The 24,433-nt window shown below is 66.7% G+C and carries 19 protein-coding genes; 10 read left to right on the plus strand and 9 right to left on the minus strand.

Translation table 11 applies throughout. The annotated features are described in order from the left end of the window. Window positions 1-43: 43 nt before the first annotated feature. Window positions 44-1,570, minus strand: coding sequence for a threonine ammonia-lyase, biosynthetic (ilvA, locus tag AC1DT6_RS11480; RefSeq protein WP_441636242.1), 1,527 nt, complete (start codon window positions 1,568-1,570; stop codon window positions 44-46). Between the two features lie 241 nt (window positions 1,571-1,811). On the opposite strand from ilvA, the gene otsB reads away from it, so the two are divergent. Genes otsB through otsA form a run of 3 tightly spaced genes read left to right on the plus strand, consistent with a single transcriptional unit; the run spans window position 1,812 to window position 5,886 of the window. Next, complete coding sequence (gene otsB / locus AC1DT6_RS11485) at window positions 1,812-2,597, plus strand: trehalose-phosphatase (RefSeq protein ID WP_477114695.1); 786 nt, start codon at window positions 1,812-1,814, stop codon at window positions 2,595-2,597. A 12-nt stretch (window positions 2,598-2,609) separates the two neighbouring features. Beyond that, on the plus strand, window positions 2,610-4,448 hold the full coding sequence (locus AC1DT6_RS11490) for a glycoside hydrolase family 15 protein (RefSeq protein ID WP_477114696.1): 1,839 nt from the start codon (window positions 2,610-2,612) through the stop codon (window positions 4,446-4,448). A 46-nt stretch (window positions 4,449-4,494) separates the two neighbouring features. Next, the gene (gene otsA, locus AC1DT6_RS11495; protein ID WP_276288714.1) at window positions 4,495-5,886 is read left to right on the plus strand and encodes an alpha,alpha-trehalose-phosphate synthase (UDP-forming); all 1,392 of its coding nucleotides are present in this window, start codon (window positions 4,495-4,497) and stop codon (window positions 5,884-5,886) included. A gap of 56 nt (window positions 5,887-5,942) precedes the next feature. Here the strand turns inward: otsA and AC1DT6_RS11500 are convergent, their stop codons facing one another. The 8 genes from AC1DT6_RS11500 to AC1DT6_RS11535 all read right to left on the minus strand — a co-directional run bounded on the left by AC1DT6_RS11500 (window position 5,943) and on the right by AC1DT6_RS11535 (window position 14,182). Beyond that, window positions 5,943-6,524: a nucleotidyltransferase family protein gene (locus AC1DT6_RS11500; protein WP_477114698.1), complete on the minus strand. Its 582-nt coding sequence runs from the start codon at window positions 6,522-6,524 to the stop codon at window positions 5,943-5,945. 44 nt (window positions 6,525-6,568) lie between these two features. Then, the gene (locus AC1DT6_RS11505; protein WP_441637669.1) at window positions 6,569-7,597 is read right to left on the minus strand and encodes an XdhC family protein; all 1,029 of its coding nucleotides are present in this window, start codon (window positions 7,595-7,597) and stop codon (window positions 6,569-6,571) included. Continuing rightward, complete coding sequence (locus AC1DT6_RS11510) at window positions 7,570-8,151, minus strand: SRPBCC family protein (protein WP_441637671.1); 582 nt, start codon at window positions 8,149-8,151, stop codon at window positions 7,570-7,572. Before AC1DT6_RS11510 ends, AC1DT6_RS11505 begins: the two co-directional genes overlap by 28 nt. Beyond that, entirely contained in the window at window positions 8,142-9,437 is a 1,296-nt protein-coding gene (locus AC1DT6_RS11515; RefSeq protein WP_477102603.1) for a vWA domain-containing protein, read from the minus strand. The genes AC1DT6_RS11510 and AC1DT6_RS11515 overlap by 10 nt, the downstream gene beginning before the upstream one ends. 3 nt (window positions 9,438-9,440) lie before the next feature. Next, the gene (locus AC1DT6_RS11520; protein ID WP_441636274.1) at window positions 9,441-10,337 is read right to left on the minus strand and encodes an AAA family ATPase; all 897 of its coding nucleotides are present in this window, start codon (window positions 10,335-10,337) and stop codon (window positions 9,441-9,443) included. A 154-nt stretch (window positions 10,338-10,491) separates the two neighbouring features. Further along, the gene (locus AC1DT6_RS11525; protein WP_045240836.1) at window positions 10,492-11,292 is read right to left on the minus strand and encodes an FAD binding domain-containing protein; all 801 of its coding nucleotides are present in this window, start codon (window positions 11,290-11,292) and stop codon (window positions 10,492-10,494) included. Between the two features lie 15 nt (window positions 11,293-11,307). Next, window positions 11,308-13,689 carry a xanthine dehydrogenase family protein molybdopterin-binding subunit gene (locus AC1DT6_RS11530; protein ID WP_441636271.1) on the minus strand — a complete coding sequence of 794 codons (2,382 nt, stop codon included), beginning with the start codon at window positions 13,687-13,689 and terminating at the stop codon, window positions 11,308-11,310. Window positions 13,690-13,699: 10 nt separating this feature from the next. After that, window positions 13,700-14,182 (minus strand): (2Fe-2S)-binding protein, encoded by a 483-nt coding sequence (locus AC1DT6_RS11535; protein WP_441636269.1) that lies wholly within the window; start codon window positions 14,180-14,182, stop codon window positions 13,700-13,702. Between the two features lie 364 nt (window positions 14,183-14,546). On the opposite strand from AC1DT6_RS11535, the gene AC1DT6_RS11540 reads away from it, so the two are divergent. The 7 genes from AC1DT6_RS11540 (at window position 14,547) to AC1DT6_RS11570 (ending at window position 24,196) form a co-directional block, all read left to right on the plus strand. Continuing rightward, window positions 14,547-15,125 carry a YqaA family protein gene (locus tag AC1DT6_RS11540; protein ID WP_441636267.1) on the plus strand — a complete coding sequence of 193 codons (579 nt, stop codon included), beginning with the start codon at window positions 14,547-14,549 and terminating at the stop codon, window positions 15,123-15,125. Between the two features lie 157 nt (window positions 15,126-15,282). Then, a complete protein-coding gene (locus tag AC1DT6_RS11545) occupies window positions 15,283-19,257 on the plus strand; it encodes a DUF3683 domain-containing protein (RefSeq protein ID WP_477114697.1) in 3,975 nt (1,324 codons plus the stop codon). Window positions 19,258-19,453: 196 nt separating this feature from the next. Then, entirely contained in the window at window positions 19,454-19,888 is a 435-nt protein-coding gene (locus AC1DT6_RS11550; protein ID WP_441636264.1) for an HIT family protein, read from the plus strand. Between the two features lie 138 nt (window positions 19,889-20,026). Then, entirely contained in the window at window positions 20,027-21,892 is a 1,866-nt protein-coding gene (locus AC1DT6_RS11555) for an ABC transporter ATP-binding protein/permease (RefSeq protein WP_441636262.1), read from the plus strand. 52 nt (window positions 21,893-21,944) lie between these two features. After that, window positions 21,945-22,358 carry a gamma-butyrobetaine hydroxylase family protein gene (locus tag AC1DT6_RS11560; RefSeq protein WP_276291551.1) on the plus strand — a complete coding sequence of 138 codons (414 nt, stop codon included), beginning with the start codon at window positions 21,945-21,947 and terminating at the stop codon, window positions 22,356-22,358. Window positions 22,359-22,395: 37 nt separating this feature from the next. Next, complete coding sequence (gene ubiE, locus AC1DT6_RS11565) at window positions 22,396-23,127, plus strand: bifunctional demethylmenaquinone methyltransferase/2-methoxy-6-polyprenyl-1,4-benzoquinol methylase UbiE (protein WP_045240829.1); 732 nt, start codon at window positions 22,396-22,398, stop codon at window positions 23,125-23,127. Between the two features lie 52 nt (window positions 23,128-23,179). Next, on the plus strand, window positions 23,180-24,196 hold the full coding sequence (locus tag AC1DT6_RS11570; protein WP_477114699.1) for a Tim44 domain-containing protein: 1,017 nt from the start codon (window positions 23,180-23,182) through the stop codon (window positions 24,194-24,196). Window positions 24,197-24,433 lie beyond the last annotated feature (237 nt).

Genomic DNA, 24,433 nt, shown 5'->3' on the forward strand with positions numbered 1-24,433 from the left:
GCGCATGCCTGTCGGCAGGGATGCGCGGGGACCACGGGATTGATCAGGACAGGAACAGCTTGTATACCGGGTTCTCGGTCTCTTCCCAGTGTACATAGCCCAGCGTGGCGAGGAAGGCGCGGAAGGCGCGTTTCTCGTTCCTGGGCACCTGGATGCCAACCAGGATATTGGAGGTGTCGCCGCCCTGGTTGCGGTAGTGGAACAGGCTGATATTCCAGTTCGGGCTCATGCTCGACAGGAAGCGCATCAGCGCGCCCGGACGCTCCGGGAACTCGAAGCGGTACAGCAGTTCGTCATGCGCCAGCGGCGAGCGTCCGCCCACCATGTAGCGGATATGCTGCTTGGCCAGCTCGTTGTTGGACAGGTCGAGCGTATCGAAGCCGTGGCGGCGGAAACCGGCGGCGATCTTCTCGTTCTCCGCGCGGCTCGCGATCTGCACGCCGACGAAGATGTGGGCCATGCTGTTGTCGGCGATGCGGTAGTTGAACTCGGTCACATTGCGCGTGCCGACCTGCTCGCAGAAGCGCTTGAAGCTGCCGCGTTCCTCGGGGATGCTGACCGCGAACACCGCCTCGCGCGCCTCGCCCACCTCGGCGCGCTCCGCGACGAAGCGCAGGCGGTCGAAGTTCATGTTGGCGCCGCACGCAATGGCCACCAGGTGCTGGCCCTTGAGTTTCTCTCGCTCGGCATACAGCTTCAGGCCGGCGATGGCCATCGCGCCCGCGGGCTCCAGGATGCTGCGCGTATCCTGGAACACGTCCTTGAGCCCCGCGCAGATGGCGTCGGTGTCCACCAGGATGATCTCGTCGACCAGTTCGCGCGTGATGCGGAAGGTTTCCTTGCCGACCAGCTTGACGGCGGTGCCGTCCGAGAACAGGCCCACTTCCTTGAGTTCCACACGCTTGCCCGCATCCACCGAGCGCTTCATCGCGTCCGAATCCACGGTCTGCACGCCGATCACCTTGATCTCCGGGCGCACGGCCTTGATGTAGGACGCGATGCCGGAGATCAGGCCGCCGCCGCCGATCGCCACGAACACCGCATGCAGCGGGCCCGGGTGCTGGCGCAGGATTTCCATGGCGATGGTGCCCTGGCCGGCGATGACTTCGGGATCGTCGAAAGGGTGGATGAAGGTCAGCTTGTGCTTCTTCTCCAGCTCTGCCGCGTGGTTGTAGGCATCGCTGTACGAGTCGCCGTGCAGCACGATTTCCACCCACTCGCCGCCGCGCTCGCGCACCGCGTCGATCTTTACCTGCGGGGTCGTGACCGGCATCGCGATCAGCGCCTTGCATTTGAGCCGCGCCGCCGACAGCGCCACGCCTTGCGCATGATTGCCGGCGGAGGCGGCGATCACGCCGCGCTTGAGTTCCTCCGGCGACAGCGAGGCCATCTTGTTGTACGCGCCGCGCAGCTTGAACGAGAACACCGGCTGGGTGTCCTCGCGCTTGAACCACACCTTGTTGCCGGTGCGCGCGGAGAGCAGGTTTGCGTAGGTGAGATCGGTCTCCTGGGCCACGTCATACACCTTGGCGGTCAGGATCTTTCTCAGGTAATCGGGTTTGCGGGTCATCGTGGACAGCCGGGGCGGGGATTGGCGGAAACCGCTAATGATAAAGGATGGCGCGGTGCGGCGATGCCGGCACCCCGGATCCGGTGGCCGCCAAGGGCAGGCCGGCGCACCTGCAAGGCCGCTGCGAAACGGCGCACCGCGGCGGTGCGGGCGCCATTGCGGCGCGGTGCGTGCAGCGGCGCACCGTGTAGGACGTTGTCCGGTGGACGGTGCGGGAACACTCGTGCTACGGTGTAACGCGATGCCCAACCTACCTCTTATCGAACCAAACACGGCGCTGTTCCTGGATTTCGACGGTACGCTGGCCGACCTCGCGCCACGTCCGGACCTCGTGCGGGTCGAACCGGAACTGGTGGGGACGCTGCGCGCCCTGCATCGGCATCTGGGCGGTGCCGTGGCGCTGGTTTCGGGCCGGCCGATCGCCGAGCTGGATCATTTCCTGCAGCCCCTGCAACTGCCCGCGGCAGGCGTGCACGGCGCGGAATTGCGCGACGCGGTCGGCCGCCGGCTGCGCCAGCCGGACCCCGGCGTGCCCCTGTTGCTGCCACCTCTCGAAGCCCTGGTCAACGCGTATCCCGGCTTGCAGCTGGAGCGCAAGTCGGTCGCGGTCGCGGTGCACTACCGCGCCGTCCCCCATCTCGAAGGGCTGGTACGCAACTTCGCGGCGCAGGTCGCCAGTGGCGTGCCCGGCATCGAAGTCTTGCACGGCAAGATGGTGGTGGAACTCAAGCCGGCCGGCATCGACAAGGGCGGCGCCATCGATACCTTTATGCGCGGGCCGCCGTTTGCGCGGCGCACGCCGCTGTTTGCCGGCGACGACATTACCGATGAGGCTGGCTTTTCCGTGGTGCGGCGCCTGGGCGGTGTCGCCTTGCTGGTAGGACAGCGGCCCAGCGCCGCCACCGTCAGCGTGACCGGTCCGGCCGCGCTGCGCTGCTGGCTGCATCGCTCCGCCAGGGCGCTGGAAGTCATGGCCTCCGCGGATGGCACGCTGGCGGCGGGAGCCGCAACCACAACGACGTCTTGAGGGGGATTCGCTGTGAGCAACCAATCTACCGAGGGTACCCAGGGGAGCGCCGAGGGGGCAGGCCGCTATGCCGATCCCTCGCTGTCGCTGGGCATGATCGGCAACTGCGCGATCTCCGCGCTGGTCGACGGCCGCGGGCGCATCGTCTGGTGCTGCCTGCCGCGCTTCGATGGCGACCCGGTCTTCAACGCCTTGCTTGATCCTGGCCCGAACGCGGGCCACTTTGCCATCGAGATCGAGGACTTCCACGAGTCGGCGCAATGGTACGAGCCCAATACGGCCGTGCTGCGCACGCGGCTGACCGACCAGCATGGCAACTGCCTGGAGATCACCGATTTCGCGCCGCGACTCTTCCGGCTGGGCCGCTACTTTCGCCCCACCACGCTGATCCGGCGCATTCGTCCCATCAGCGGCGCGCCGCGCGTGCGGGTGACAGTGGCGCCGCGCTTCGACTGGGGACGCATCAAGCCCGAGATCACGCGTGGCAGCAGCCATGTGCGCTATGTCGGCGATGGCACGACGCTGCGCATGACCACCGATGCGCCGCTGACCTATGTGCTGTCGCGGACACCTTTCCTGCTGACCCGCGATCTCAACTTCATCCTCGGACCCGATGAAACCCTGCAAGGCGGCGTGGAGGAAGTCGCGCGCGACTTCGAGCAGGAAACCACGGCCTACTGGAAGATGTGGAGCCGCCGCCTCGCGGTGCCGCGCGAATGGCAGGACGCGGTGATCCGTGCCGCCATCACGCTCAAGCTGTCGCTCTATGAAGAGACCGGCGCCATCGTCGCGGCCATGACCACCAGCATTCCCGAGGCGCCGGGCAGCGGGCGCAACTGGGACTACCGGTTCTGCTGGCTGCGCGATGCCTTCTTCGTGATCCGCGCGCTCAACAGCTTGTCCGAGGTCGGCACCATGGAGGACTACCTGCGCTGGTTGTCCAACGTGGTGATGCAGTCCAGGAACGGCCATATCCAGCCGCTGTACGGCATCGGGCTGGAACTCGAATTGCCGGAGAGCGTGCTCGATCACTTGTCGGGCTACCGCGGCATGGGCCCGGTGCGCGTGGGCAACCAGGCGCAGGAGCACTTCCAGCACGACGTCTACGGCAACGTGGTGCTGGGCGCGGCCCAGGCCTTCCACGACCATCGCCTGCTGCACCGCGGCGGGGTGGCCGAGTATCAAGTGCTGGAGACCGTGGGCGAACAGGCGGTACGCGTGTTCGGCACGCCCGATGCGGGCATGTGGGAGCTGCGCACGCGGGCGCGGGTGCATACCTCCTCTGCGCTGATGAGCTGGGCCGCGTGCGACCGTCTTGCCAAGATCGGCGATGCGCTGCAACTGCCCGACCGCGCGGCTTACTGGCGCCAGCATGCCGACGGCATGAAGGAGCGCATCGTGAGCGAGTCCTGGAGCGAGGAACGCCAGGCATTCGCCGAGAGCTTCGGCGGGCGCGAGCTCGATGCCAGCGTGCTGCTGATGGCCGAGGTGGGCATTATCGCCCCGCGGGACGAGCGCTTCATGTCGACGCTCAAGGCCCTGGAAGCGTCGCTGTGCGACGGGCCGTACATGCGTCGCTACGAGGCGCCAGACGATTTCGGCAAGCCCGAGACCGCCTTCAATATCTGCACCTTCTGGCGTATCGACGCGCTGGCGCGCGTGGGGCGCCGCGAGGAAGCACGCGAGATTTTCGAGGCCATGCTGGCGGCGCGCAACCCGCTTGGCTTGCTGTCCGAGGACACCCATCCGGTGACCGGCGAGATGTGGGGCAATTTTCCGCAGACCTACTCGATGGTGGGCCTGATCAACGGCGCCGTGCGCCTGTCCGCGCCATGGGATTCGGTGATTTGAGCACGCGATTTCCAGCGCGCGGGGCAGGGTTCTGGCAAAGGAACATATGGGCAGACTAGTCGTGGTATCCAACCGCATCGCAGATCCGCGCAACGTTGCCGCGGGCGGTCTCGCGGTGGCGTTGGGCGAGGCGCTCAAGGCCACCGGCGGGGTCTGGTTCGGCTGGAGCGGCAGGATCGTGGATGCCGCCCAGGGTGGCACGCCCGGCGAGGGGGAGCTGCATATCCAGCAGGCCGGCAATGTCACGCTGGCAACCGTTGACCTGTGCCGCGAGGACCACGACGCGTACTACCAGGGCTACAGCAACGGCGTGCTGTGGCCGGTGTTCCACTACCGCATCGACCTGGCGGATTTCGATTCCGGCTATCTCAACATCTATCGCCGCGTGAACCAGCTGTTTGCGCGCAAGCTGGCGCCACTGCTGCGTCCGGACGATGTGATCTGGATCCACGACTACCACCTGATCCCGCTCGCCTCCGAACTGCGCGCCATGGGCTGCGGGCAGCGCATGGGGTTCTTCCTGCATATCCCCTTGCCCCCGCCGCTGATCCTGGCTGCGATCCCGCAACACGAGTGGCTGATGCGGGCGCTGTTCGCCTATGACCTGGTCGGCTTCCAGAGCCAGCTCGATCTGGAGCATTTCTCGCGCTATGTGCAAAGGGAGGCGCAGGCCGAGCCGATGGGCGAGTACCGCTTCCGGGCTTTCCACCGCACCGTGCGCGCGCAGGCGTTCCCGATCGGCATCGACGTCGACGAATTCGCCGAGCTTGGGAAATGTGATGAATCGCGCGAGACCTACGAGATGATGCGGGGCCAGTACGCGAGCCGCCGGCTGTTACTGGGCGTCGATCGTCTCGATTACTCCAAGGGGCTGCCGCAGCGGCTCAAGGCGGTGCGGGCGCTGATGGCGCAGTATCCGGAGAACCGCCGCAGCGCCACGCTGATCCAGATCGCCGCGCCGTCGCGGGAGACGGTGGATGCCTATGCGGATCTGCGGCGCGAACTGGAAGGGTTGTCGGGGGCGATCAATGGGGAGTACGGGGAGCTGGACTGGATGCCGGTGCGCTATATCCATCGCACGACCGCGCGGCGTCGGCTGCCGGGGTTGTACCGCGCTTGCCGCGTGGCACTGGTCACGCCGTTGCGGGACGGAATGAACCTGGTGGCCAAGGAGTTCGTGGCGGCGCAGGATCCGGATGATCCGGGGGTGCTGGTCCTATCGCGGTTCGCCGGGGCTGCCGAGCAGCTTCGGGAGGCCTTGCTCGTCAATCCCTACGATATCAATGCCACGGCGCAGGCGATCCAGCAGGCGTTGCATATGCCGCTGGCCGAGCGCCAGTCGCGGCACCAGAAGCTGTTGGAGCGCATCCGCGGGCAGGATGTGCATTGGTGGAGGGAGGAGTATCTGAGGACGCTGGCGGAGACGGATGGCGGGTAGGGGGAGACTGCCACGGCGTGACTTCAAAGACGCAATACGTTCCGCCAGGCAAACCGCTACGCCAAGTCCCCCGGCGTATCCACATCCCTGAACGCCCCTTCGTCATCGGTGAGGATTCGCATCACCGGCTGCGTTTTCAACAATTCCCGCGCCCCTTCATCCCCGTCAAGCTTGAGGAGCGCTTCCCGCCAGGCGGCGCCAAATCCGACCGGATGCCCGCGCTGCCCGCCCCGCCAGGGCGCGGCGATGGCGTTGCGCGTGGTGATCGTCAATGCCACCGCGCGGACCAGTTCGGCCGGCAGCCACGGCATGTCGGCCAGCGCCACCACCCAGCCACGGGCGTCCGGCGTGGCGGCCACCGCTGCGGCCAGCGCGGCCCCCATGCCGGCCTCCGCGGCGGCGGTCTCCAGCACGCGGCAGCCTGCCCGCCGCAATTCGGCCGCCAGCGCGGCGTTGCCCGGGCGGATCACGGCGAGCGCGCCGGGCAGGACGCCGGCGAGGGTCCGCGCGCTGCGGCCGGCCACCGTGTGCCCGTCGGGCAGCGTGGCGAGCAGCTTGTTGCGCTGCCCGGCGGCATCGAAGCGGCGCCCGTAGCCGGCGGCCAGCAGGATGCCGGTGGGCAGCTCGGCGGCGTTGATGGCGCCGTTGAGGGGGCCATTGGCGGGGCCGTTCAGCGCGCCGGTCACGGGGCGGGGCTGCAGGTGCTGCCTTCGCTGGCCGCCATTTCGCGGGCGGCCTTGGCGCCTTCCACCTGCAGGATGTCGGGCAGCGAGACGTGGTTCTTGGCGGCCACGACTTCGGCCAGGATCGAGATCGCGATCTCCGGTGGCGTGCGGCTGCCGATGTAGATGCCCACCGGCCCGTGCAGCCGCGCCAGCTGCATGTCGTCGAGGTCGAATTCCTTGAGCCGTTCGCGGCGCGCCTGGTTGTTGCGGCGCGAACCGAGCGCGCCAACGTAGAAGGCGCGCGTGCGCAGCGCTTCCATCAGGGCCAGGTCGTCGAGCTTGGGATCGTGCGTGACGGCGATCACCGCGCTGCGCTCGTCGAGCTGCATCTCGGTCACGGTGTCATCCGGCATGGTGCGCACCATAGTGACGCCGGGGATGTCCCAGGTCTCGGTGTATTCCTCGCGCGGATCGCACACGGTGACCTGGAAGCCCAGGCCGACGGCGATCTGGCACAGGTATTTCGATAACTGCCCGGCGCCGATGACCAGCATGCGGTAGCGCGGCCCGTGGATGGTGAGCAGGGTGTTGCCGTCGAAGGCCAGGCCGTCCGTGGCTTGCGCCGGGCCGAGCGTGGCGCGGCCGCTTGCCATGTCGAGCGTGCGCGCCACCAGCCTGCCGCGTTCCACGGCTTCCAGCAGTTCGTCCAGATGGCTGTCGGCGCTGAGCGGCTCGGTCACCAGTTCGATGGTGCCGCCGCAAGGCAGGCCGAAGCGGTGCGCTTCCTCGGCGCTGATGCCGTACTTGACGGCTTCGGGGCGCCCGCTGGCAATGCCTTCGCGCCGTACCCGGTCGATGATGTCGTCCTCGATGCAGCCGCCCGAGACCGATCCCACCACCAGGCCGTCGTCGCGCACGGCCAGCATGGCGCCTTCCGGCCGGGGCGAGGAGCCCCAGGTTCTGACTACCGTTACCAATAGCGTGCGGTGGCCTTCGGCCAGCCAGCGTACGCTGCTTTTCAGGACTTCGAGATCCACGCTGTCCATGATCTTTTCCGCTTCGTTTCACCGGTTTGTTCATCGGGCGTGCTGCCATCGCCGGCCGCCGCTCCATCCTTGGCGACATCCTCGCCCGTGCCCGCTTCGTCACCTTGCTCGCCGGGCCCGCCCAGCGCCGCCGTGAAGCGGTCGAAGAAGGTATCGGCCATCTTGCGCGCGGCGGCATCGACCAGCCGCGAGCCGATCTGCGCGAGTTTGCCGCCAACCTGGGCGTTGACCGTATAGGTCAGCACCGTCTGCTCGCCCTCGGGGGCCAGCGTGACGTGCGCGGTGCCCTTGCCGAAGCCCGCGACGCCACCTTGGCCGTCGAACTGGATGGTGTAGCTGTCGGGCGCCTGGATGTCCTGCAAGGCCATGCGCCCCTTGAAGCGCGCCTTGACCGGGCCCACCGCGGCGGTTAGCGCCACCAGGTAGGCGTTGTCGCCGTCAGGCTCGATGCTCTCACATCCGGGGATGCATTGCTTGAGCAGCCCCGTGTCGTTCAGGGCTTCCCAGGCGTTTTGCTGCACTACCGGCAGTTGCCGCGTCTGTGTCATTTCCATGGCGGGGGCGTCTCCTTGGTGTCTTTCATGTTTCTAATGTCTCTGGGCATCGGCGCCGCAGGGAAAACGGGCATGGCCAGCGGTTCGCGCGCGGCCAGCAGCGATTCCAGCGCGAACAGGCTGTCCAGGTTGTGCGCCGAGCGCAGCGCATCCACGTGCGGCAGGATGGCTTGTACGCCACGCGCCTGCGGCGCGAAGCCGGCATAGCGCAGCAGTGGGTTGAGCCAGACGATGCGATGCGCGAAGCGGCGCAGGCGAGTCATTTCCGTGCCCAGCAAATCGATGTCTTCGTGGTCCAGCCCGTCGGTGACCAGCAGCACGGTGGCGCGGCCGGACAGCGTGCGGCGGGCCCACTGGCGGTTGAAGGTGGCCAGCGCGGCGCCGATGCGGGTGCCGCCGGCCCAGTCGCGCACCTGTCCGGTGATGGCGCCGACCGCCTCGTCGGGGTCGCGCTCGCGCAGCGAGCGGGTGATGTTGGTCAGCCGGGTGCCGAACAGGAATACGGACAGCCGCTCGCGCGATTGCATCAGCGCATGGCAGAAATACAGCACCGCGCGCGAGTACTGGCTCATCGAGCCGGAGATGTCGAGCAGCAGCACCAGCGGCGGGCGCCGCTCGGCATGGCGGCGGAATTTCCAGCGTAGCCATTCGCCTTGCTGGCGCACCGCCAGCCTAGCGCTCGCGCGCAGGTCGGCGCGCGGCCCGCTGGCGGCGGCGCGCAGGCGGCGCGTGCGTTCGGTGGCCAGGCGCGCGTGGCGGGCGCGGATCATGTGCTGCAGCGCACGCCATTCTTCCGCGCTCAGGGTTTCAAAATCGCGCTGGGCCAGGCGCTCCTGGGCCGAGAAGGTGAGCGGGGCGGTAAAGCGTTCGGCGCTGTCCTCGGAGCGCCGGCCGGATTCGGGCGGGCGCTGGGCGGCGAGCGCATCGGCCAGCCGGTTGTTGCGCGGGGGCGGCGGAGCGCCGGCGTCGACGCGCGGCAGCAGCAGGGCGCGCAGCTTGCCCTCCCAGTCGGGGTCGCGCCAGAACAGGTCGAAGGCGGCGTCGAACAGCGGGCGCTGGTCGGGCCCGCTCACCATCAGGGCCGCCATCGCCGCGCGCACCTCGTCGCGCCGGCCGATGTCCACGTATTGCAGCGCCAGCAGCGCGTCCACGGCCTGCGCGGGCGAGAGCCCGAAGCCGGCATCGCGCAGCAGGCGCACGAAGTGCGTGACATTGCGCGCGAGCATGGGCAGCGTGCCGGCGGGTTGCGCGGCGGCAAGGGGGGCATCCGGATGCAGCCTGGGCATGCCTCAGCCTCCCGGCGCCCGGCTGGCCAGCAATTCCGCCACGGTCGGGCCGTCCACGCGGGCAAGGTCGTCCTGGTACTTGAGCAGCACGCCCAGCGTGTCGCGCACCGATTGCGGATCGAGCTCGCTGACGCCGAGCGCGGCCAGGGCGCGGCACCAGTCGATCGCCTCGGCAATGCCAGGCGACTTGAACAGGTCGATGCCGCGCAGCCGGTGAATGAAATCGATGGCCTGGTGCTGCAGCGCGGCAGCCGCTTCAGAGGCGCGCGCGGCCACGATCTGCAGTTCGCGCTCGCGTTGCGGATAGCCCATCCACTGGTACAGGCAGCGGCGCTTGAGCGCGTCATGCACCTCGCGCGTGCGGTTGGAGGTGACGATGATCAGCGGTGGCTGTTCGGCCCGCACCACGCCGATTTCGGGAATCGACACCTGGTATTCCGACAGTACCTCCAGCAGGAAGGCCTCGAAGGGCTCGTCGGCGCGGTCGATCTCGTCGATCAGCAGCACGCGCGGGATGCCCGGCGCGGCGGGATCGGGCAGCAGCGATTCCAGCAAGGGCCGCTTGAGGAGGAAATCGTCGTGGTAAAGCGATTGCGCGTCGGGCCGCTCGCCGCGGGCTTCCGCCAGGCGCAGCGCCATGATCTGGCGCGGGTAGTCCCATTCGTACAGCGCACTGGAAGCATCGAGCCCCTCGTAGCATTGCAGCCGCAGCAGGCGCGTGCCGAGCGCGTCGGCGATGGCCCGCGCCAGCGCGGTCTTGCCCACGCCGGGCTCGCCCTCCAGAAAAAGCGGCCGCTGCATGCGCAGCGCCAGGTAGAGCACGGTGGCGGTCTCGCGGTCTGCGAAATACTGCTGCGCCTCCAGCAGGGCGGCGGTTTGATCGATGGACTGGGGAAGCATGAAAATAGCCGGATGATGCTATGTGCACAGAGGGTCGGCGCAGGATGGACGCCTTCCTGTTTGCGCCCTCCCTCTTCCCGGCCCCTCTCTCGCAAGCGGGAGAGGGTGGCAAGCCGGTGGCCGGGGAAGCGGGTTCGGGCTGGATGGCTCGGCCCTATCCCTTGAGCGCTTGCTCCACCGCTCGTGCCGCCAGCACCGGGATCAGGTGCGCGCGGTACTCGGCCGAGGCATGCAGGTCGGCATTCAGCTGGCCTGCATCGACCACCACCGCGCGTGCCGCCGCCGGTGTGAAGCTGGCCGTCAGCGCCTGTTCCAGCGGCGCGCTGCGGAAGACGCTATCCGCCGCGCCCGTTATCGCTACCCGCACGACCTTGCCGAACTGCGCCACCATCACACCCACCAGCGCGAAACGCGACGCCGGGTTGCGAAACTTGATGTAGGCGGCCTTATCCGGCGTGGGGAAGCGTACGGCGGTAATCAGTTCATCGGCTTCCAGCGCGGTTTCGTAGAGGCTCTTGAAAAAATTGTCGGCGGCGATATTGCGGCGGTCCGTCACCACGGTGGCGTTGAGGCCGAGTACGGCCGCCGGGTAGCAGGCGGCCGGATCGTTGTTGGCGAGCGAGCCGCCCAGCGTGCCCATCGCGCGTACCTGCCGGTCGCCGATGCCGTTGGCGAGCGCGGCCAGCGCCGGGATGCGCTTGAGCACGTCGGCATTGGCCGCCACGTCGGCGTGGCGTGCCGCCGCGCCGATCACCAGCTCGTCGTTCTCGACACGGATATCCGCCATGCCGGGGATGCGCGCCACATCGATCAGCGCCGACGGCGCTGCCAGCCGCAGCTTCATCGCGGCCAGCAGACTCTGGCCGCCGCCGAGGAACTTGGCGTCGCTGTCCGCCTTGAGCCTGGCCACCGCCGACGTGGCATCGGCGGCGCGTTCGTAATTGAATGCGTACATGGTGTGCCTCCGATGTCAGTTGGCGGTCTGCGCGTGGCGAATCGCCTGCCATACGCGGTGCGGTGTGGCGGGCATCTGGATGTCGCTCACGCCCAGCGGCGAGAGCGCGTCCACCAGCGCATTGATGAATGCCGGCGGCGAGCCGATCGCCCCTGCCTCGCCGCAGCCCTTCACGCCCAGCGGGTTGTGCGTGCAGGGTGTGCCCTTGGCGGTCTCCACCGTGAAGTCGGGCAGGTCGCCGGCGCGCGGCATGGCGTAGTCCATGTAGGAGCCGGTCAGCAACTGGCCGCTGTCGTCGTCGTAGATGCACTGCTCCAGCATGGCCTGGCCGAGGCCCTGGCCGATGCCGCCATGCACCTGGCCTTCGACGATCATCGGGTTGATGATGTTGCCGAAATCGTCCACCGCGGTGAACTTGATCACCTTGCTTTCGCCCGTATCGGGGTCCACCTCCACTTCGCAGATGTAGGCGCCGGACGGGTAAGTGAAGTTGGTCGGGTCGTAGAAGGCGTTTTCGTTCAGGCCGGGTTCGAGCTTGTCGAGCGGATAGTTGTGCGGCACGTAGGCGGTCAGCGCAACCTCGCCGAAGGTCTTGCTGCGGTCAGTGCCGGCCACGCTGAACACGCCGTTCTTGAACTCGATGTCCGCGTCCGAGGCTTCCAGCAGGTGGGCCGCGATCTTCTTGGCCTTGGCCTCGATCTTTTCGAGCGCCTTCATGATGGCCGAGCCGCCCACCGACAGCGAGCGCGAACCATAGGTGCCCATGCCGAAGGGCACCCGGCCGGTATCGCCATGCACGATTTCCACCGCTTCGAGCGCAATGCCGAGGCGCTCGGCCACGATCTGCGCGAAGGTGGTCTCATGTCCCTGGCCGTGGCTGTGCGAGCCGGTGAAGACGGTCACGGTGCCGGTGGGGTGCACGCGGACCTCGCCAACCTCGAACAGGCCCGCGCGCGCGCCCAGGGCGCCGGCGATATTCGACGGCGCCAGACCGCACGCCTCGATGTAGCACGAGTAGCCCAGGCCACGCAGCTTGCCGCGCTGCTTCGCTTCGTCGCGCCGCGCGGGGAAGCCCTTGACGTCGGCCAGTTCCTGCGCGCGCGCGAGGCACGGCTCGTAGTCGCCGGTGTCGTAGGTCAGGCCGACGGGGGTGGCGTAGGGGAAGTCGTGGATGAAGTTCTTGCGGCGCAGTTCGGCCGGGTCCATCTTCAGTTCGCGCGCCGCGGTTTCCACCAGCCTTTCCACCACATAAGTGGCTTCCGGGCGGCCCGCGCCGCGGTAGGCATCCACCGGCGAGGTGTTGGTGAACACCGCGCGCACCTCGGCGTAGATCGCCGGGGTGGTGTACTGCCCGGCCAGCAGCGTGGCGTACAGGATGGTCGGCACGCTGGAGGCGAAGGTCGACAGGTAGGCACCCATGTTGGCGGTGGTGTGCACCCGCATTGCCAGGAACCTGCCATCGGCATCGAGCGCCAGCTCGGCCTTGGTGACGTGGTCGCGCCCGTGGGCATCGGTCAGGAAGGATTCGGAGCGCTCGGCGGTCCACTTGATCGGGCGCTTGACCTTCTTCGAGGCCCAGGTCAGCGCCACGTCCTCCGCGTACAGGAAGATCTTGGAGCCGAAGCCGCCACCCACGTCCGGCGCAATGATGCGCAGCCGAGATTCCGGCAGGCCCAGCACGAAGGCGCCCATCAGCAGGCGCTCCACGTGCGGGTTCTGGTTCGAGACGTAGACGGTGTAGCTGTCGTCCTGCCGGGTGTAGCTGGCATTGACGGCGCGCGGCTCGATCGCGTTGGGGATCAGGCGGTTGTTGACGATCTCGAGCGTGGTCACGTGGGCGGCCTTGGCAAAGGCGGCGTCGGTGGCGGCGCGGTCGCCGTGGCCCCAGACATAGCTGGTGTTCTCCGGCACGTCGTCGTGCACCAGCGTGCTGGCCGAGGCTGCCTGCGCGGTGTTCACCACGGCGGGCAGTTCCTCGTATGCCACGTCGATCCTCTCGGCGGCGTCCTTGGCCTGCTGCAGCGTCTCGGCTACCACCAGCGCGACCTGGTCGCCCACGTGGCGTGCCTTGCCCTGCGCCAGCACCGGGTGCGGCGGCTCCTTCATCGGGCTGCCGTCGATGCTGTGGATCAGCCAGCCGCAAGGCAGGCCGCCGACCTTGTCGGCGGCGACGTCGTCACCGGTGAAGATGGCGATCACGCCGGGCGAGGCCAGTGCCTCGGTCTTGTCGATGGAAGCGATGCGCGCGTGGGCGTGCGGCGAGCGCAGGAAGTAGCCGTAGCTTTGCTGCGGCAGCACGATGTCGTCGGTGTACTGGCCGTTGCCGGTGAGGAAGCGGTAGTCTTCCTTGCGCTTGACCGAGGCGCCGATCAGGTGCTGGTCGTCAGGTGCGTTCATGGCGGTCCCCTTATTCGGCGCTGACGCCATGCATCGCGGCCTGGCCTTCCTGCACCGCGCGCACGATGTTGTGGTAGCCGGTACAGCGGCACAGGTTGCCCTCGAGCTGCTCGCGGATGGCGGCGGCGTCGGCATTCGGCTCGGCCTGGACCAGCGCGGTGGCGCTCATGACCATGCCGGGCGTGCAGAAGCCGCATTGCAGCCCGTGGCAATTGCGAAAGGCCTCCTGCATGGGATGGAGCTGGCCTTCGGGGGCCAGACCTTCAATGGTGGTGATCCTCGCACCATCCGCCTGTAGCGCCAGCATATTGCACGACTTGACCGCGCGGCCGTCCATATGGACGGTGCAAGACCCGCACTGGGCGGTGTCGCAGCCGACATGGGTGCCGGTGAGGCGGAGTTGTTCGCGCAGGAACTGGACGAGAAGGGTGTTGGGTTCTACCTGGGCATCCACGGCGCGGCCGTTGACGGTCAGGCGGATAGGAATCGCCATGCTTGTCTCCATGTGGGTGGACACGTGCATGACCAATCCGTGAATCCCGAAAATGCGCGGGACTGGCCACGACGCGTTACTGCCGTTTGCTGGTGACGGCTATTTCGTGATGTTGGTACTGCGGTGCTGCGGGCACTGCGAATTGCTGCAGGTGCTGCATGTGCTGCGGGTGAAACCGGTAGGGCCAAGACGGCCGGGCCGCGAACGATTGGGCGCAGCAGGCTCTAACAGTTAATCACAAATCGCCGGCGCGTGCCATGCGGGTTGCCCCGCCGGCACCTCGCGCCGCCAGGACGCTGGCGGCGCGCTGCTAGAATGGCCCGCCGCCCGACCGCCAACCTGCACCGGCACCAATTCTCTCTATATGGAAGGCTTCATCGACTGGTTGTTCGAAACCGCCGCCCTGCCCAAAGTCGGGCTGCCGGCCATCTTCCTGGTCAGCCTGGTGTCCGCCACCTTGCTGCCCCTGGGCTCCGAGCCCGCGGTGTTCGGCTATATCAAGCTCAATCCGCATATGTTCTGGCCCGCCATCGTCGTGGCGACGCTGGGCAATACCGCGGGCGGAGCCATTGACTGGTGGCTGGGCTACGCGGCCAAGCTGGCGCTGGTGCGCTACCGCAAGCGGCGCCAGCAGCGCCAGCATGAGGAAGAGCACGCCGAGCACCGGAAGCACCCGCGCAAGCCGCGCAAGCCGGCCCTGGACGCGCGCTATTTCCGCTGGATGCGCAGGCTCGGTCCGCCAACCCTGCTCGCATCGTGGTTACCCGGGATTGGTGATCCTTTGTGCACTTTGGCGGGCTGGCTCCGGCTGCCGTTCTGGCCAAGCCTGGTTTACATGGCGATTGGCAAATTTCTGCGCTACCTTGCCATGACCATGGCCCTGCTATGGATCCCCAACAGTTTCTGGCATGGCATCGCCGCCGGCCTCAAAAGCCTGTTCTAGCGCGGCTTGCAGGCAGGTCCGGCGATGTGATGCAACCCTTGCCCAAGCAAGGTTCTGCCATGTTGCGGTGCGGCGAAAGCAGGCCTTGAAGTACAATTGCCCTTTAAAGACGATCCGGCGCACCGTCCCCGTGCGCTACAGGAAGCGGTCCCTCCCCATGAACGCCCCACTCGTGCTCGATGCCAAACTCGCCTCGCAGGATGCGCCCCCGCGCCTGCGTGAGATCCCTTATAACTACACGTCATTCTCGGATCGCGAGATTGTCATCCGGCTGCTAGGCGAAGAAGCCTGGCGCATCCTGCACGAGTTGCGCGCAGAGCGCCGCACCGGCCGGTCCGCCCGCATGCTGTACGAAGTGCTGGGCGATATCTGGGTGGTGCGCCGCAATCCCTACCTGCAGGACGACCTGCTGGAGAATCCCAAGCGCCGCCAGATGCTGGTGACCGCACTGCACCATCGGCTGTCCGAGGTGGAAAAGCGCCGCGCCGCCGACCGTGCCGAGCATGCCGAACCGGCGGCCGAGGACCGCTCCCACCGCGTCGAGCAGCTGGTCAGCTTTGCCAAGCAGGCGATCGAGGACTTCAAGCAGGAGTTCGCCGACGCCTACGACCTGCGCAAGCGCACCCTGCGCGTGCTGGGCCGCATCACGCAGAAGGACAACATCAAGTTCGACGGCTTGTCGCGCGTCTCGCATGTGACCGACGCGACTGACTGGCGGGTGGAATATCCCTTCGTGGTCCTCACGCCGGACACCGAAGAAGAGATCGCCGGCATGGTCAAGGGCTGTTTTGAGCTGGGCCTGACCATCATCCCGCGCGGAGGCGGCACCGGCTATACCGGCGGTGCCGTGCCGCTGACGCCGATGAGCGCGGTCATCAATACGGAAAAGCTCGAGCAGCTCGGGCCGGTGGAGCAGACCGACCTGCCTGGCGTATCGCACAAGGTCGCGACCATCTTCTCCGGCGCCGGCGTGGTGACGCGCCGCGTGGCGGATGCCGCCGACAAGGCGGGGCTGGTGTTCGCGGTCGACCCGACCTCGATCGACGCCTCCTGCATCGGCGGCAACGTGGCCATGAACGCCGGCGGCAAGAAGGCCGTGCTGTGGGGCACCGCGCTGGACAACCTGGCCTGGTGGCGCATGGTGGACCCGGAAGGCAACTGGCTGGAAGTCACGCGCCAGGACCACAACCTGGGCAAGATCCATGACGTGCCGGTCGCCACATTCGAGTTGAAATGGTCGGATGGCAACCGTGCGCCCGGCGAGAAGCCGTTGCGCACGGAAACGCTGGTCATCGAAGGGCGCAAGTTCCGCAAGGAAGGCCTGGGCAAGGACGTGACCGACAAGTTCCTGGCCGGCCTGCCCGGTATCCAGAAGGAAGGCTGCGACGGCATCATCACCAGCGCCCGCTGGATCCTGCACCGCATGCCGGCGCATGTGCGCACGGTCTGCCTGGAGTTCTTCGGCCAGGCACGCGACGCCATTCCGAGCATCGTCGAGATCAAGGACTACCTCGACGCCGAGACGCGCACCCCCGGCGGCGCCATCCTGGCCGGCCTGGAGCATCTGGACGAGCGCTACCTGCGCGCGGTGGGCTATGCCACCAAGAGCAAGCGCAACGCCTTCCCCAAGATGGTGCTGATCGGCGATATCGTCGGCGACGACCAGGACGCGGTGGCCCGCGCCACCTCGGAAGTCATCCGCATGGCCAACGGCAAGAGCGGCGAAGGCTTCGTCGCGGTCAGCCCGGAGGCACGCAAGAAATTCTGGCTGGACCGCTCCCGTACCGCCGCCATCGCCAAGCACACCAACGCCTTCAAGATCAATGAAGACGTGGTGATCCCGCTGCCGCGCATGGGCGAGTACACCGATGGCATCGAGCGCATCAATATCGAGCTGTCGATCAAGAACAAGCTCCAGCTGACCGACGCGCTGGAAGCTTTCTTCGCGCGCGGCAACCTGCCGCTGGGCCGCAGCGACGACGCCAACGAGATCCCCAGCGCCGAACTGCTGGAAGACCGCGTGCAGCACGCCTTGCAGCTGCTGCGCGAGATCCGCTCGCGCTGGACCTATCTGCAGAACCATCTCGACACGCCGCTGGCCACCGCGCGCGCCGCGCTGATCGGCCACGGGCTGGGCCTGCTCGCCCAGGCCTTCGAGGCACACCTGGCGCAGCAGCCGGACGCCACCGTGTTCCACTTGCTGCAAGACCGCACCATCCGCGTGTCCTGGAAGAGCGAGGTGCGCGCCGAGCTGCGCAATATCTTCAACGGCGGCGAGTTCAAGCCCATCCTCGACGAAGCGCAGAAGATCCACAAGCAGGTGCTGCGCGGCCGGGTTTTCGTGGCGCTGCACATGCACGCCGGCGACGGCAACGTGCACACCAACATCCCGGTCAATTCCGACGACTACGACATGCTGCAGGATGCCCACCGCGCGGTGGCCCGCATCATGGCGCTGGCGCGCTCGCTCGACGGCGTGATCTCCGGCGAGCACGGCATCGGCATCACCAAGCTGGAGTTCCTGACCGAAGACGAGATCGGCGAGTTCCGCGAGTACAAGCAGCGCGTGGACCCGCAGGGCCGCTTCAACAAGGGCAAGCTGTTGCCGGGCGCCGACCTGCGCAATGCCTATACGCCGTCGTTCGGGCTGATGGGACATGAGTCCATCATCATGCAGCAGAGCGATATCGGCGCCATCGCCGACAGCGTCAAGGACTGCCTGCGCTGCGGCAAGTGCAAGCCGGTGTGCGCCACCCACGTGCCGCGCGCCAACCTGTTGTACAGCCCGCGCAACAAGATCCTGGCGACTTCGCTGCTGGTGGAAGCCTTCCTGTACGAGGAGCAGACCCGCCGCGGCATCTCGATCAAGCACTGGGACGAGTTCTCCGACGTGGCCGACCACTGCACGGTCTGCCACAAGTGCGTGACGCCGTGCCCGGTCAAGATCGACTTCGGCGACGTGTCGATGAACATGCGCAACCTGCTGCGCAAGATGGGGCAGAAGAAGTTCAATCCCGGCACCGCCGCGTCGATGTTCTTCCTCAACGCCACCAATCCGCAGACCATCAACATGACCCGCAAGGTCATGATTGACTGGGGCTTCAAGGCGCAGCGCCTGGGCAACGACATACTCAAGAAGTTCGCCAGGAAGCAGGCCGCGCACCCGCCCGCCACGGTGGGCCGCGCGCCGGTGCAAGAGCAGGTGATCCACTTCATCAACAAGAAGATGCCGGGCAACCTGCCCAAGAAGACCGCGCGTGCGTTGCTGGATATCGAAGACAACGAGATCGTGCCGATCATCCGCGACCCGAAGCGGACCTCGCCCGAGACCGAGGCGGTGTTCTACTTCCCGGGTTGCGGCTCGGAGCGGCTGTTCTCGCAGGTCGGCCTCGCCACGCAGGCCATGCTGTGGCATGTCGGCGTGCAGACCGTGTTGCCGCCGGGCTACCTGTGCTGCGGCTATCCGCAGCGCGGCAACGGCCAGTACGACAAGGCCGAGAAGATGGTCACCGACAACCGGGTGCTGTTCCACCGGGTCGCCAACACGCTGAATTACCTCGACATCAAGACCGTGGTGGTGAGCTGCGGCACCTGCTACGACCAGCTTGCCGGGTATGAATTCGACAAGATCTTCCCGGGCTGCCGCATCATCGACATCCACGAATACCTGCTGGAGAAGGGCGTCAAGCTGGAGGGCGTGACCGGTACGCGCTACATGTACCACGACCCCTGCCACACCCCGATCAAGACCATGGACCCGACCAAGCTCGTCAACGAGCTGATGGGCGGCAACGAGGGCGGCGGCAAGATCGAGAAGAACGAACGTTGCTGCGGCGAGTCTGGCACCCTGGCGGTGTCGCGTCCGGACGTTTCCACCCAGATCCGCTTCCGCAAGGAAGAGGAAATGACCAAGGGCGCGGACAAGCTGCGCACCGACGGCTTCGTCGGCGACGTCAAGATCCTGACCAGTTGCCCGTCCTGCCTGCAGGGTTTGTCGCGCTACAACGAAGACGCCACGGTAACGGCGGACTACATCGTGGTGGAAATGGCCAGGCACCTGCTGGGCGAGAACTGGATGCCGGACTACGTGGCCAAGGCCAATTCGGGCGGCATCGAGCGGGTGCTGGTGTGATGGAAGGGGCGAGGGCGGTGAGCACGATGCGCTTCGGCAAGCCTCTGGTTTGCGCCCCTCTCCCGCTTGCGGGAGAGCAGCCGGGGGAGAGGGCGGACGGGCGCCGGCCCGCAGGCTCTCACTCCGTGCAGGCTCCCGCCCTCTCCCCCAACCCAGGGCAGCGGACTGATGTCCCCGGCGTTCCGGGAGTGATCGCATGAATCTCATCCCCGACTGCCCCCTGTGCGAGACCGACGGCGGCGAACTGGCCTGGCGCGGCGAGCGCGCCCGCGTCATCCTGGTCGAGCACGAGCGCTTTCCAGGCTTTTGCCGGGTGGTCTGGAACGGCCACGTGGCCGAGCAGACCGACCTGCCCGAGGACGACCAGGCCTGGCTGATGCGCCTGGTGGCGCGCGTGGAGCGCGCGGTGCGCGAGACCATGTCGCCCGACAAGGTCAACCTTGCCGCTTTCGGTAATATGGTGCCGCACCTGCACTGGCATATCATTCCACGCTATCGCTGGGACACGCATTTCCCCGAAGCCGTCTGGGCGGCCCCGCAGCGCGAGCCCGATGCCGCGCGCCTGGCCGGCCTTGCGCAGCGCCTGCCGGCATTGCGTGCGGCCCTGGCGAAACTGGACGAAGTACGCTGACCCGAGGCGCTGATTGCTGCCGGTTTTTTGGAGTTTCCGGAACCAGCCGGGCAGCGCCGTCTTCTAACACCCGTTGTCTTCATTCACACAAGAGCGGGGCCGGTGGATCAGCCATGGCCCGCCCGCGCGAAAGGTGCCATGTCCACACCGACTTCCGTTACCGTTCCAGGCCCGGCCGTGCCGGCCCGTGCCCTCAAAGTCCAGAGCCGCCTGCGGATGGGCGAGACCTGGGACCTGATCAAGCCTTACTGGATATCCGAGGACCGCAAGGCCGGGCTGGGGCTACTGGCCTTCGTCGTCGCGCTCAATCTCGGCATCGTCTATATCAATGTGCTGCTCAATGACTGGACCCGCGTGTTCTACAACGCGCTGGAGCAGCACGACTACGCCTCCTTCAAGGCGCTGCTGATCCGCTTTTCGTGGATTGCCGGCTTCTTCATCGTGGCGGCCATCTCGCGCCAGTACTACACCATGATGCTGCAAATGCGCTGGCGTACGTGGATGACGGGGCGCTTCATGGACCACTGGCTCAGTCATCAGGCGTACTACCGCATCGAGCAGACCCATACCACTGACAACCCTGACCAGCGGCTGGCCGACGACCTGCGCTCGTTTACCGATGGTGCCCTGACGCTCTCGCTCGGGCTGCTCAATTCGGTGGTAACGCTGCTGTCCTTCGTTGGCATCCTGTGGGCGGTGTCAGGGCCGATCAGCTTCATGCTCGGCGGCAACGAGATCATCATTCCCGGCTATATGGTGTGGTTCGCCATCGGCTACGCGGTGATCGGGTCGCTGATCGCCCACCTCGTGGGCCGGCCGCTGATCGGGCTGAGCTACCAGCAGGAGCGGTACGAGGCGGATTTCCGCTTCACGCTGGTGCGCCTGCGCGAGAACAGCGAGCCCGTGGCGCTGTACCGGGGGGAACCGACCGAACAGGCCGGCCTGCGCTCGCGCTTCGACCGCATTCGCGCCAACTGGAACCAGTTGATGCGTTATACGCGGCGCCTGACCTTCGTCAATTCCGGTTATGCCCAGTTCGCCATCATCTTCCCGCTGATCGTGGCCGCTCCGCGCTACTTCGCCGGCAAGATGACGCTCGGCGGGTTGATGCAGGTGAGTTCGGCATTCGGCCAGGTGCAGGGCGCCCTGTCCTGGTTCGTCGATAACTACGCGACGCTGGTCGGCTGGAAGGCCGCGGCCAACCGGCTGATCGATTTCCGCGACGCCATCCGGGTGGCCGAGCGGCAGGACCAGGAACACACCGGCGTGCGCGATATCGAGGTGGACCAGGCGGATGCCGACGGCATCCGCATCGACACCCTAGCGCTGGCGCTGCCGGTGCGCACGGGCAATGGCGGCGAAATCCACCAGCGGCCGCTGGTGGCGCCGTTCTCGCTGGAGATCGGCGCCGGCGAGCGCTGGCTGGTCAGCGGTCCCTCCGGCTGCGGCAAGAGCGTGTTGTTCCGCGCGCTGGCCGGCATCTGGCCATATGGCAGCGGCACGGTAGCCATGCCGCGCGCGGCCAGCTTGCTGTTCCTGCCGCAACGCAGCTACCTGCCGATCGGGTCGCTGGCCGATGCGCTGGCTTATCCCGACGCCGGCACCGCCCACAGCCGCGAGGCTCTGCAGGAGGTGCTGCGCCAGGCCCAGCTCGGCGCCCTGACCGAGCAGCTTGATGTGTTCGACAACTGGTCGCTGCGTTTGTCGCCGGGCGAACAGCAGCGGCTCGCCTTCGCGCGGGCGCTGCTGCAAAAGCCCGACTACCTCTTCCTCGACGAAGCCACCAGCGCGCTCGACGAGGAGACCGAGAGCGCGATGTACCGTCTGATGGTGGAATCGCTGCCCGGCGCGGCGATCATCAGCATCGCCCACCGCAGCACGGTAGCCGCCTTTCATGATCGCCGCCTGCGCTACGTTGCCGCGGACGGCGCGCACTGGAAGACGGAGCAAGATGGGCAAGGCGAGGCGGCTGCGGTAAGCTATCGGGTCGTACACGAAGCGTGAAGGCGGGTGTGGCCGCGATTTGCGGCGCGCCGAAAGCCGCGCGCCACCCATCATGGCAGGCCTCGAAAAAGACACTCCCCACCCCACCGCCCTCACCGTGCACACCCAGTCGCGCGTGCTGGAGGTGGGCTTCGACAACGGTGCCAGCTTCCGGCTGCCCTTCGAGTACCTGAGGGTGAACTCGCCCTCGGCCGAAGTGCAGGGCCACGGCCCGGGTCAGGAAGTGCTGCAGACCGGCAAGCGCGATGTCACCATCGCCGCGGTCGAGCCGGTTGGCAACTACGCCATCCTGATCCGTTTTTCCGACGGTCACGATACCGGCATCTATTCCTGGGAGCTGCTTTACCGCCTCGGCGCAGAGCAGGATGCCATCTGGCAGGCCTACCTGCAGCGCCTGGAAGCGGCCGGGGTCGACCGCGACACCCCGATGGTGGCCGGCGGCGGCCATGCCTGCGGCCATCACTGAGCGCCCCGCGGGCCATTACTGAATTCTGGAGCGAGTCATGAGCGAAACCCACTTCGGGTTCGAGAAGGTCAAGGAAGAAGAGAAGGCCGGCAAGGTGGCCGAAGTCTTCCATTCGGTGGCCAACAAGTACGATGTCATGAACGACCTGATGTCCGGCGGCATGCACCGGCTGTGGAAGATGTTCACCATCGCCCAGGCCGGCGTGCGGCCCGGTTTCAAGGTGCTCGACATCGCCGGCGGCACCGGCGACCTGGCCAAGGCCTTCGCGCGCCAGGCCGGACCTGCCGGCGAGGTCTGGCTGACCGATATCAACGAATCCATGCTGCGGGTGGGCCGCGATCGCCTATTGAACAAGGGCATCGTCATCCCCACCTGCCTGTGTGACGCGGAGCGGATTCCCTTCCCCGACAATTACTTCGATGTGGTCACCGTATCCTTCGGGTTGCGCAACATGACCCACAAGGACGTGGCGCTGGCCGAGATGCGCCGCGTGATCAAGCCGGGCGGCAAGGTCATGGTGCTGGAGTTCTCCAAGGTGTGGAAGCCGCTGGAAAAGGCCTACGATCTCTATTCGCTGAAGTTCCTGCCGTGGCTGGGGCAGCGCGTGGTACAGGATTCCGATAGCTATCGCTATCTGGCGGAATCCATCAGAATGCATCCAGACCAGGTTTCACTTGTACGTCTTATGGAACATGCGGGCCTGGACAATGTCGAATACTTCAACCTGACGGCAGGAGTGGTAGCACTCCACGTCGGGCGAAAGTACTAGACTGATATAGGCTCACGGAAAAATGAGCGAACTTAACAGGGGAAGCACTGATATGTCGCTATTTCGCGCAAGATTCATGGCGGGTGTGCTGATTGGCACGCTTGCCCTCGGCGTGGCGCTGGACGCCAACGCCAAACGCCTTGGCGGGTCTCGCAGCGTTGGCAAGCAATCGTCCAGCGTGACGCAACGCCAGCAGGCGCCGGCACAGCAATCGCCGAACCAGACGCCCGCGCAGCAGCAACCGGCCCAGCAAGCCGCGCCGGCCGGTGCCGCTGCTGGCGCTGGCGCGGCAGCCGCTGCCGCACCCAAGCGCAACTGGGGAGGCATGCTCGGCGGCATCGCCGCCGGCCTGGGCATTGGCTGGCTGTTGTCGCACTTCGGCCTGGGCGGTGCCGCCATGGGCTTCTTGTCCAACCTGATCCTGATCGCCCTGGTGGCGTTCGTTGCGATCTGGCTGATCCGCAAGTTCCGCGGCGGCGCGAGCCGTCCGCAGCAACCGGCCTATGCCGGAGCGGGTGCTGGTAACGGCCCGGGTGGCATGGGCGGAAGCAACGAGCCGGTGCTGCGCCAGCAAGTGCCTGCCGGCGCACCGAATCCCGTGATGTCCGGATCTGGCGCCGCCTCGCCGCTGCAGTCCGCCGCGCCGGTGATGGCCGGTGCCGCCGCTGCTGCAGCCGTGGCCCAACCTTGGGGCGTGCCGGCCGACTTCGACACTGAAGCCTTCCTGCGTAACGCCAAGGTTTACTACGTGCGCCTGCAGGCTGCCTGGGATGCCGGCAATCTCGAGGACATCCGTGAGTTCACCACGCCGGAAATGTTTGCCGAGATCAAGATGGACTTGTCCGAGCGGGGCGCCGAGGTCAACAAGACCGACGTGGTCACGCTGGAAGCCGAGCTGCTCGGCATCGAGGACAGCCCGGCCCAGCATCTGGCCAGCGTGCGCTTCTCCGGCATGATCCGTGAAAAGGCCGGCGATCCGGCACAGCCTTTCGCTGAAGTCTGGAACCTGGCGAAGCCGGTGACGGGTAGCGGTGGCTGGCTGCTGGCTGGTATTCAGCAGGTTTCCTGAGTGCTGGGAGTGCTCTGCTGGCCGCTGCACGGCCGGCAGGTGGCATAGAATGGAGGCCCACGTGAAAACGTGGGCTTTTCTTGTTTGTGGGGTGGGGAGATTCTGTTGCTTGGCTTCAAGGGCTTAACTTCAACGTCAAAGGCTTAAAGTCAAAGGCTCAAAGTCAAAGGCGGTTTCACCACCCCTGCGGGGCGGCGACCTACTTTCTTGTCTTGCCAAGAAAGTAGGCAAAGAAGG

Source organism: Cupriavidus sp. 01L45 (assembly GCF_056399885.1).